General features: G+C 68.8%; 8 protein-coding genes. 3 read left to right on the top strand and 5 right to left on the bottom strand.

Annotated elements, in window-relative coordinates:
* The 3 genes from F3J14_RS31810 to F3J14_RS31800 form a co-directional block, all read left to right on the top strand.
* The coding region (locus tag F3J14_RS31810) for a lactate utilization protein (RefSeq protein WP_166726301.1) at window positions 1–388 on the top strand (388 nt) is incomplete at its 5' end.
* The gene (locus tag F3J14_RS31805; protein ID WP_166726300.1) at window positions 385–1,830 is read left to right on the top strand and encodes a LutB/LldF family L-lactate oxidation iron-sulfur protein; all 1,446 of its coding nucleotides are present in this window, start codon (window positions 385–387) and stop codon (window positions 1,828–1,830) included. The genes F3J14_RS31810 and F3J14_RS31805, both read left to right, overlap by 4 nt.
* A 49-nt stretch (window positions 1,831–1,879) precedes the next feature.
* Window positions 1,880–3,580 (top strand): lactate permease LctP family transporter, encoded by a 1,701-nt coding sequence (locus F3J14_RS31800; protein ID WP_166726299.1) that lies wholly within the window; start codon window positions 1,880–1,882, stop codon window positions 3,578–3,580.
* Window positions 3,581–3,692: 112 nt separating this feature from the next.
* On the opposite strand, the gene F3J14_RS31795 is transcribed toward F3J14_RS31800, so the two are convergent.
* The 5 genes from F3J14_RS31795 to F3J14_RS31775 all read right to left on the bottom strand — a co-directional run bounded on the left by F3J14_RS31795 (window position 3,693) and on the right by F3J14_RS31775 (window position 8,008).
* Window positions 3,693–4,454, bottom strand: coding sequence for a M48 family metalloprotease (locus F3J14_RS31795; RefSeq protein ID WP_166726298.1), 762 nt, complete (start codon window positions 4,452–4,454; stop codon window positions 3,693–3,695).
* A gap of 150 nt (window positions 4,455–4,604) precedes the next feature.
* Window positions 4,605–5,411, bottom strand: a complete 807-nt coding sequence (locus tag F3J14_RS31790; protein ID WP_166726297.1) for a glycosyltransferase family 2 protein — start codon at window positions 5,409–5,411, stop codon at window positions 4,605–4,607.
* A gap of 125 nt (window positions 5,412–5,536) precedes the next feature.
* Window positions 5,537–6,826, bottom strand: a complete 1,290-nt coding sequence (locus F3J14_RS31785; RefSeq protein WP_166726296.1) for an endoribonuclease L-PSP — start codon at window positions 6,824–6,826, stop codon at window positions 5,537–5,539.
* 97 nt (window positions 6,827–6,923) lie between these two features.
* Complete coding sequence (fabG, locus tag F3J14_RS31780) at window positions 6,924–7,640, bottom strand: 3-oxoacyl-ACP reductase FabG (protein ID WP_166726295.1); 717 nt, start codon at window positions 7,638–7,640, stop codon at window positions 6,924–6,926.
* A 107-nt stretch (window positions 7,641–7,747) separates the two neighbouring features.
* On the bottom strand, window positions 7,748–8,008 hold the full coding sequence (locus F3J14_RS31775) for a phosphopantetheine-binding protein (protein ID WP_034177242.1): 261 nt from the start codon (window positions 8,006–8,008) through the stop codon (window positions 7,748–7,750).
* Window positions 8,009–8,552: the final 544 nt, after the last annotated feature.

Genomic DNA, 8,552 nt, shown 5'->3' with positions numbered 1-8,552 from the left:
CCGGCCGATCGATGCGTGGAAAGCCGAGCTGTTCGACACGATCGACGCGGGCTTCACCGTCGCGCGCTCGGGCATCGCGACGACCGGCACCGTCGTGCTCGCGCCCGATGCCGGCACGCCGCGCACGGTGTCGCTGGTGCCGCCGCTGCACGTCGCACTCGTCCATGCGAACACGCTGCATGCCGACCTTCACGCGGCCGTGCACGCGGAGCGCTGGCACACCGGCATGCCGACCAATGTCGTGCTGGTGTCGGGCCCGTCGAAGACGTCCGATATCCAGCAGACCCTCGCGTACGGCGCACACGGTCCGCGCAACCTCTGGGTCGTGATCGTCACCGAACCGGCCGCCGAACCGACCGCAACCGCCTGCGAGGACCTGCCGCGATGAGCGACCAGCCGCTGCAATTCGTCGCCCCCGGCGACTTCAAGGCCCGTGCGCGCGCCGCGCTCGACGATCCCGCGCTGCGCCAAAGCTTTCGCGGCGCGATGGACTTCCTGCAGGGCAAGCGCGCGACCCAGTTCCCCGACGACACCGAGCTGCAGCAGTTGCGCGATCTCGGCGAAGCCGTGCGGCAGCACGCGCTCGCGCAACTGCCGACGCTGCTCGAACAGCTGGAGGCAAAGCTCACCGCCGCCGGCGTGCAGGTGCACTGGGCGGAGACGGCCGCCGACGCGAACGCGATCGTGCTCGGCATCGCGCAAGCGAACCACGCGCGCCGCGTGATCAAGGGCAAGTCGATGGCGAGCGAGGAAATCGAGCTGAACCATTACCTCGCGGATCACGGCGTCGACTGCATCGAGTCCGACATGGGCGAGTTCATCGTGCAGCTCGCGGGCGAGAAGCCGTCGCACATCGTGATGCCGGCGATCCACAAGACGCGCGGCGACATCGCCGAGCTGTTCGAGCAACACATCCCCGGCACGCGCTACACGGAGGACGTCGACGAGCTGATCCAGACCGGCCGGCGCGCGCTGCGCCGCGCGTTCGCCCAGGCCGACATCGGCCTGTCCGGCGTGAACTTCGCGGCGGCCGACACGGGCACGCTGTGGCTCGTCGAGAACGAGGGCAACGGCCGGCTGTCGACCACCGTACCCGATACGCACGTCGCGATCATGGGGATCGAGAAGGTCGTCGAGAAGCTCGAGCACATCGTGCCGCTGTCGAGCCTGCTGACGCGCTCGGCCACCGGCCAGGCGATCACGACCTACTTCAACCTGATCTCGGGCCCGCGCCGCGACGGCGAACGCGACGGCCCGCGCGAGCTGCATCTCGTGCTGCTCGACAACGGCCGCACGCAGGCCTACGCGGACGAACAGCTGCGCGCGACGCTGCAGTGCATCCGCTGCGGCGCGTGCATGAACCATTGCCCCGTCTATACACGCATCGGCGGCCACGCCTACGGCACGACCTATCCCGGCCCGATCGGCAAGATCATCTCGCCGCACCTGCTCGGCCTCGACGCGACGGCCGACCTGCCGACCGCGTCGACGCTGTGCGGCGCATGCGGCGAGGTATGCCCGGTCCGGATTCCGATCCCGCAACTGCTGGTGCGGCTGCGCACCGAGGCGAACCGCAAGCCCGACGAACCCGTCGCGCATCCGCTGCGCGGCCAGGGCGCGAACTACAACCGCGCGGAAGACCTCGTGTGGCGCTTCTGGTCGGGCGCGTTCGCGCATCCGCGCGCGTATCGCGCGTTCCGCTGGACCGCGACCCGGCTGCGCGCGCTGACGCCCGCGAAGCAGATGGGCTGGACGCAGCACCGCACGCCGCTCGAGCCGGCGGCGCGCAGCCTGTCCGACCTGCTGCGCGCGCGCGGCCAGCCCGAATAGACCCCCGCTTTCAAACCCGTACCCCGATAAATCCATGGAGGAGACAACCATGCAGGTTTGGCATCAGATCTACACGCCGCTCGGCAGCCTCGGGCTGTCGGCGTTCGTCGCCGCAATTCCGATCATCTTCTTTTTCATCGCGCTCGCCGCCCTGCGGATGAAGGGGCACGTTGCCGCGGCGATCACGCTGCTGCTGTCGCTCGGCGTCGCGATCCTCGCATACGGGATGCCCGTGCCGCAGGCGCTCGCGGCGGCCGGCTTCGGCTTCGCGTACGGCCTGTGGCCGATCGCGTGGATCATCGTCGCGGCCGTGTTCCTGTACAAGATCGTCGTGAAGACCGGCCAGTTCGACATCATCCGCGCATCGGTGCTGTCGATCACCGACGACCAGCGGCTGCAGATGCTGCTGATCGGCTTCTCGTTCGGCGCGTTCCTCGAAGGCGCCGCCGGCTTCGGCGCGCCCGTCGCGATCACGGCCGCGCTGCTCGTCGGCCTCGGCTTCAAGCCGCTGCACGCGGCCGGACTGTGCCTGATCGCGAACACCGCGCCGGTCGCGTTCGGCGCGATGGGCATTCCGATCATCGTCGCCGGGCAGGTGACGGGCATCGACCCGCTCCACATCGGCGCGATGGCCGGCCGCCAGTTGCCGCTGCTGTCGCTCGCGGTGCCGTTCTGGCTCGTGTTCATGATGGACGGGCTGCGCGGCGTGCGGCAGACGTGGCCGGCCGCGCTCGTCGCGGGCGGCAGCTTCGCGATCACGCAGTACTTCACGTCGAACCACATCGGGCCCGAGCTGCCGGACATCACGTCGTCGCTCGTCAGCCTCGTCTCGCTGGCCGTCTTCCTGAAGGTCTGGCAGCCGAGCAGCGCGAAGCAGACGGCAGGCGGCCTCGTCGCGTCCGGCGGCGGCGCGGCGCTCGCGGGGTTCGGCGCGGGCGGCAACGGTTCCGGCGCAAGCCGCCAGGCGTCGCCGTACACGCTCGCGCAGACCGTGCGCGCGTGGTCACCGTTCCTGATCCTGACGGCCGTCGTCACCGTGTGGAGCATCGCGCCGTTCAAGGCGCTGTTCGCCGCGCACGGCGCGCTCGCGTCGACCGTCCTGAAGTTCCATGTGGCCGGGCTCGACCAGCTCGTCGTGAAGACCGCGCCGATCGCGGCGACGCCGAAGGCACTCGACGCGGTGCTGAAGCTCGACCTCGTGTCGGCGGTGGGCAGCGCGATCCTCGTGACCGCGCTGATCTCGATGGCGCTGCTGCGGATGAAGCCGCGCGACGCGCTCGTCACGTTCGGCGAGACGCTGAAGGAACTCACGCGCCCGATCCTGTCGATCGGCCTCGTGCTCGCGTTCGCGTTCGTCGCGAATTACTCGGGGATGTCGTCGACGCTCGCGCTGATGCTGGCCGGCACCGGCGCCGCGTTCCCGTTCTTCTCGCCGTTCCTCGGCTGGCTCGGGGTGTTCCTGACCGGCTCGGACACGTCGTCCAACGCGCTGTTCTGCTCGCTGCAGCAAGCGACCGCGCACCAGCTCGGCGTGCCCGAGACGCTCGCGGTCGCCGCGAACACGACGGGCGGCGTGACCGCGAAAATGATCTCGCCGCAGTCGATCGCGGTGGCATGCGCGGCGACCGGCCTGGTCGGCAAGGAGTCCGATCTGTTCCGCTTCACGGTGCGCCACAGCCTGCTGTTCGCGGTGATCGTCGGCCTGATCACGCTGGTGCAGGCCTACCTGCTGCCGGGGATGGTGCCGTAAGCAAGCGGCGCTGCCGCTTTCCGGCCCCGCGAAAAACAAAACCCCACGCCCGAAAGAGCGTGGGGTTTTGTTCATCCGGGGCGCCGGACGAAGCCGGCGCCTTGAACGGCGATCAGCTGCCCTTCGCGATGCGATCCTGGATGTGCTGCGCACGGCTCGACGACGACGGGTGCGAGCTCATCATCGAGCTCTTGCCACCATCGAGCTGCGCGAGTTTCTGGAACGCGGTGACGAGGCCCTTCTGGTTCATGCTCTTTTGCTTCATCAGGTCGAACGAGTAGTCGTCGGCCGCGCTTTCCTGCGTCTGCGAGAACTGCGCGTTGATGAACTTCTCGGTGATGTCGCCGAGCTGCGAGCTCGTCAGGGTCGCGACGCCCGGCGATGCCGCGCCGGCCGCGGTGCGCGCCGCGCTGACCGCGTAGGCGGTCTGCATCGCCTTCTTCGAGTGACCCAGTGCGACGTGGCCCATTTCATGACCGATCACGCCGCGCAGTTCGTCGTCGTTCATCATGTCCATCAGGCCGCTGTACACGCGCACGCAGCCGTTGCCCATCGCCCACGCGTTGACGTCCTTGGTCATGTAGACCTTGTAGTTGATCTTCTGGCCGTTCAGCGTCATGTCGCCGAAGCCCTTCATCACCTTCGTCAGGCGCTTCGCGTACGCGCTGTTCGGCGCGGCGATCTTCGATTCGGCGTCGCTCGCCTTGCACGAGTCGTTCGACAGTGCCGCGATGTCGCTGTCCGACAGCGTCGCCGCCTTGTACAGGTTGGTCCCCGCCGACGTCAGGCTGTTCGCGTCGAGATTCTGCACGCCGCCGCATGCGCTCAACAGGAACGCCATGCCACACGCTGCCGCCGCTTTCTTGATATGCATCCCGGATCCCTCGGTAGTTGTAGTTGGGAGCGGCGATTTTGCATAATCCGGCAGAAAATTACCAGATGTTTACATCGAATGACAGGTTGATTACCGATCGATGCGGAATGAACGGCGTGATTGCTTAACGGATTGCTGACAAAAGGGTAGTCAATCGCCGCGGCCGTGCGACCGGCTGAACGCGGAACGCGGCCGGCGCATCAGCCGCCGCGCGGCCAGCATCGGCAGCCGCACCACGAAACCGGCGAACAGCCGCAGGTGCATCCACGCGAGCAGCGCGTTGTCGCGGCCGTAGTGGAAATGCGACACGCCGCCCTCGTGCGCGCCGAAGTAGCGCACCGGCGCTTCGATGCGGATCGGCCGCACGCCGGCCCAGCACAGCCGCACGGCCGCTTCCGGATCGAAGTCGAAGCCGCGCATCCACGGCTGCCGATGCATGATCGCGGCGAGCGGCGCGACCGGATACACGCGAAAGCCGTACAGCGAATCGCCGATCCCGGCCCACAGCGTCTCGAGGTCGGCCCATCCGTTCGACAGCCGCCGGCCCTGCACGCGCAGTTGCGGCGCGCTCGCGTCGAACTTCGGCAGGCCCAGCACCATCGCGTCCGGGCTCGCCTGCGATGCGGCCATGAATTCGGGAATCAGCTCAGCCGGATGCTGGCCGTCGGAATCCATCGTCAGCACGTGCGTGAAGCCGCTCGCGGCCGCCGCGTCGAGGCCGGCCAGCACCGCCGCGCCCTTGCCGCGGTTCTCCGGCAGGACGATCACGCGCAGCCCCGGATCGCGCTCGGCCATCGCCTGCAGCCGCTCGGCGCTGCCGTCGGTGCTGCCGTCGACGACGACCCACACCGGGTTCCACTGCGCGCGGGCGTTGCGCACGGTCGTGTCGACCTTGATGCCCGGGTTGTAGCTCGGAATCAACACGAGATGGGTGGACGAGGCGTGCAGCTTGGACATGGGAACGGCCGATTGCGAAGACGATGATCCTGACAAAAGTTTATGACCTGCGGGCGCGCGCCGACAGGCTTCCTCGACGCCGCCCGCATGCGGCGACGGTTCGCGCAGCGACAGGCCCGCGCGCTTCACGACAGTTGCTCCAGCGGATGGCCGGCGCTCGCCTCGATCTCGACCAGCAGATCGTCGCGGCACACGTGCGCGTGGACGAACAGGGTCCGCACGTCGGAGCCGGCCGCATCGCGCAGCGCGCGTTCGATCGCGGCGAGCGCCGCGGCATCGCCCGCGTCGCGCACGTAGACGCGATAGCTCAGGTCCGCGAGCGTGAACGGGCCGTGCCCCTGCCGCGCGGCCTGCTCGAGCACGGCCGCCAGGTTCGCGATCGTCTCGCGCGTTTGCGCGACGACGTCGCCACGATGCAGCGTGCGGTGCCCGACGATGCTGGCGGTGCCCGATACGAACAGCAGCGGTGCCGCAGCGCCGTTGGTCCATGCGGCCGCGCGCGCGAACGTCGGGGCCCGCGGGCCATACTCGGCCGGGTAGTGATACGCGCTGACCTGGCGCGGATTCTCGACCGGATCGGCCGGCGTGCGGCTCGCGATGAAATGGATCGCGAGCGGCGCGGCCGGCGGCGTGTCGCCCGCGACCGGCACGACCGAACCGAGCGCGCAGGCGGCCGGCACGCCGCCCGTCAGCGCGCGGCGGCACGCGTCGAACGCGCGCTGCCGGCCGATATTGAACTGACGATAGCGTTCGATCCCGAACTGATGCGCATTGATCGCCGGCACCGTGTTCCAGATCCGCAGCGGATGCGGGAGACCGAGCGTATCGAGCACGTCGAACAGTGCGCGGTAGGCATCGTGTGTCGCGCGTTCGAGCGGCGTGCCGCCGTCGCGATCCATATCGGTCGTTTCCTGCGTTTCCTGCACGACGATGCTGCCGAACACGAGCCCCGCGGTTTCGCTGTAGCGGTACTGCAGCGCGCCGTGTCGCGCGCTGCGCAGATCGGGCGCGTCGCACTGCCAGATTTCGCAGACCGCGCCGGCGCGTGCGTGGCCGCCGGCATCAAGCAGCGTCATCGGCACCGGTGCGAGCGGCAGGTCGGGCGCGGCGACGGCAAGCATGCGTGCCATCGCATCGGCCGGCGATCCGGCCGCGCCGATGCACACCGCGCCCAGCGCGCCGGGAAACAGGTGGTCGAATGCATCGCCCCGCTGCTGCGCAGCGTGCAGCAGCGCGGCCAGCCGTGCGTGATCGATCCGGGTGAGTCGCAGCGCACGGCTGCCGCCCTTCGCCGCGGGCGGGATGCCCGCTCGCGATGCGGCAGGCGCGGCTGCCGTGTGTCCGGGCGCGACCGTGGTCGGGGCGGACGACAGGGAACACGCTCGCCGTTCGGCGTCGACTGGATGCACTGACACTTCGATTTCCTCACTATGCGGCGCAGGCTCGCGGCACCGGGGCCACGCGCCGCGTTGCGCGCCGTTGCTTCGCGTCAAGCCGACGCTGCGCGCGTCGTCATGCGAGCCCGCCGTTGACGGACAGCACCTGTCCCGTCACATAGGCGGCCGCATCGGACACCAGATACGCGACCATCGCCGCGACTTCGTCGGGCCGGCCCGCGCGTTGCGCCGGCACGAGCTGCTTGATCCGTTCGGCGGGAAACGCATGGTCGGCCATCGGCGATTCGATGATGCCGGGCGCGACCGCGTTCACCGTGATGCCGCGCGACGCAAGCTCCAGCGACAGTGACTTCGTCGCGCCGATCAGCCCCGCCTTTGCGGCCGCGTAGTTGACCTGCCCGCGGTTGCCGGTCACGCCCGCGACCGACGCGATGTTGACGATCCGTCCGCGCCGCGTGCGGATCATCGGCAGCAACAGCGGCTGCGTGACGTTGAAAAAACCGTTGAGCGTCACGTCGATCACGCTGTGCCATTGCCGGCGCGACATGCCGGCCATCGGCGCGTCGTCGTGAATGCCCGCGTTGTTGACGAGGATCTGCACCGGCGCGTCGTCGACGAACGGCGCGAGCGCGGCGAGCGTCGCGTCGCCGTCGGTCACATCGAACGCGATCGCGTGCGCGGTACCGCCGGCCGCGACGACCTGCTGCGCAACCGCTTCCGCCTGCGCGAGGTTCCGGTTCGCGTGCACCCAGACTTCATGACCGGCCTGCGCGAGCGCCGTGCAGATCGCCTGTCCGAGTGCGCCGCTGCCGCCCGTTACGAGCGCCCGCATCGAATTGCTCCGTTCATCGCGTTTCACCTCGATCGACGCGGCGGCAGGTCGTCCAGCGACGGCCGCCGCGTGCGGTAATCATCCGTGTGCCGTGCCGTACGCGCCCGTCACTTCGTGCGATGCGCGGCGACGTACGCGGCAAGCGCGCCGAGCGTCGCGAAGATCTGTTTGTTGTCCGGATTGTCCGAGCGCAACTCGAAGCCGTATTTCTTCGAGATCAGCAGCGCGATTTCCAGGATGTCGATGGAGTCGAGCCCGAAGCCCTCGCCGTACAGCGGGGTCCCGGCCGTCACCGTTTCGAGCGGGACGTCTTCGAGATTCAATTCGCCGATGATCAGCGTGGCGAGCTCTTGTTCCAGTGCGTTCATCATGCTTGCGGGGCAGGCGGCCCATGGCAGCGGGAGGCACCCGGAAACGGCAACCGTCATGCATGCCCGGCGCGTGCGAAGCGCGCGCGAATCTCCGTCCCTCCGGCGTCTGCCGGCTTCCCCGCCTGCGTTATTGGGGGTCGTTTGTAAAAGTTACGCGGATTCTAGACGATGGGTATCGGTGCGTATACCGCGAATGGTTACAGACTGAAGGGCCGCGCCGCGGCCGGTTTCGGGCCCCGATCGCAGCAGACGCTTGAGCCGCTTCGTATGGAAATGGATCGCCGCCGCGAAAGCGTCAGTGCGCTGCCATACATTCGGTTACAAAACCCGCCAGCGCCCGCCTCGAACCGCCACGCCGCGGCCCTAAAATGGCGTGCACGACAGCCGGCCCGGACAAGCGTCCCGGCCGCCATTCATATGATGTTTGACGGCCCGACGAACGCGTCCGGCCCCCCGATCCGTCCGATGTTTCCAGCAGCCATGCCGCGCCCGTCCGTTTGCCCCGCCCCCGTTTGCCCGCCCGTGCGCCGCCGTGCCGCGA

This window comes from Burkholderia sp. Tr-862, assembly GCF_011753085.1.
Taxonomy (GTDB): Bacteria; Pseudomonadota; Gammaproteobacteria; order Burkholderiales; family Burkholderiaceae; genus Burkholderia; species Burkholderia ambifaria.
Note: the sequence above shows the minus strand (reverse complement) of the source record. Positions and strands in the feature narration are given on the sequence as shown.

Coding starts and splice junctions, on each gene's coding strand:
- F3J14_RS31805 (WP_166726300.1), top strand. CDS start 385: ATGAGCGACCAGCCGCTGCAATTCGTCGCCCCCGGCGACTTCAAGGCC.
- F3J14_RS31800 (WP_166726299.1), top strand. CDS start 1,880: ATGCAGGTTTGGCATCAGATCTACACGCCGCTCGGCAGCCTCGGGCTG.
- F3J14_RS31795 (WP_166726298.1), bottom strand. CDS start 4,454: ATGCATATCAAGAAAGCGGCGGCAGCGTGTGGCATGGCGTTCCTGTTG.
- F3J14_RS31790 (WP_166726297.1), bottom strand. CDS start 5,411: ATGTCCAAGCTGCACGCCTCGTCCACCCATCTCGTGTTGATTCCGAGC.
- fabG (WP_166726295.1), bottom strand. CDS start 7,640: ATGCGGGCGCTCGTAACGGGCGGCAGCGGCGCACTCGGACAGGCGATC.
- F3J14_RS31775 (WP_034177242.1), bottom strand. CDS start 8,008: ATGAACGCACTGGAACAAGAGCTCGCCACGCTGATCATCGGCGAATTG.